This is a genomic window from Pseudomonas sp. CM25, assembly GCF_013179705.1.
Lineage (GTDB): Bacteria > Pseudomonadota > Gammaproteobacteria > Pseudomonadales > Pseudomonadaceae > Aquipseudomonas.
Genome location: NZ_JABMCW010000693.1, coordinates 1 through 822, shown reverse-complemented (window position 1 = coordinate 822; position 822 = coordinate 1). Strand labels below are relative to the sequence as shown.

General features: G+C 60.8%; 1 protein-coding gene and 1 pseudogene. Both read right to left on the bottom strand.

Going from position 1 to position 822, the window contains the following annotated elements; genetic code table 11:
• Positions 1-82, bottom strand: an 82-nt coding sequence (locus HP546_RS30750; RefSeq protein WP_172233780.1) for a UDP-3-O-acyl-N-acetylglucosamine deacetylase, incomplete at its 3' end; no start/stop codon positions are given.
• A gap of 112 nt (positions 83-194) precedes the next feature.
• A pseudogene (locus tag HP546_RS30745) lies at positions 195-822 on the bottom strand (cell division protein FtsZ); the annotation flags it as partial.

The window sequence follows — 822 nt, the reverse complement described above, 5'->3', positions numbered from 1 at the left end:
GGGTCAGGTAGACCTTCTCACCGGAGTGCAGGCCGATACCTGTGGCACGGATGGTATTCTTCAGGGTGCGTTGTTTAATCATGGCATTGGCCGCTTCAGCGCAAATTGCGAACAGGTATCAACAAAGGCTGAGGATGATAACAGACCCAACCTTTGATGAATACCAATCACCTTTATACCCCTGATAAATTCCATTAATCAGCCTGGCGACGCAGGAAAGCCGGGATATCAAGGTAGTCCAGGTCATCCTGAGGGTTCAGTTTAGCGGCTGCGGCAGCACCTGCATGGGCCTGATTGCGCATCACGGTCGGGCGCTCCAGGTCTCGGTAGTTGACTGCAGGCTGCTCCTGGCGAACCGGTGCCGGGTTGGACGCTTCGTACGCCTGCTGCGCGGTCTGCAGGGTGTTGTCGACCACCTTCACAGGCTTCTCGATGCGCGCACCCAGGCCAGTGGCCACAACGGTCACGTGCAGCTCGTCGCGCATGTCCGGGTCGATCACGGTGCCGACCTTGACCATCGCGTGGTCGGAGGCGAAGGCTTCGATGATGCTACCCACATCGGAGTATTCACCCAGCGACAGGTCCGGGCCGGCGGTGATGTTCACCAGGATGCCGCGGGCGCCCTGCAGGTTGACGTCTTCCAGCAGCGGGTTGCGAATGGCCGCTTCGGTCGCTTCACGCGCACGGTTCGGGCCGCTGGCGCAGCCAGTACCCATCATGGCCATGCCCATCTCGCCCATCACGGTGCGCACGTCGGCAAAGTCGACGTTGATCATGCCCGGGCGCTTGATGATGTCGGAGATACCGCGCACGGCACCGGCC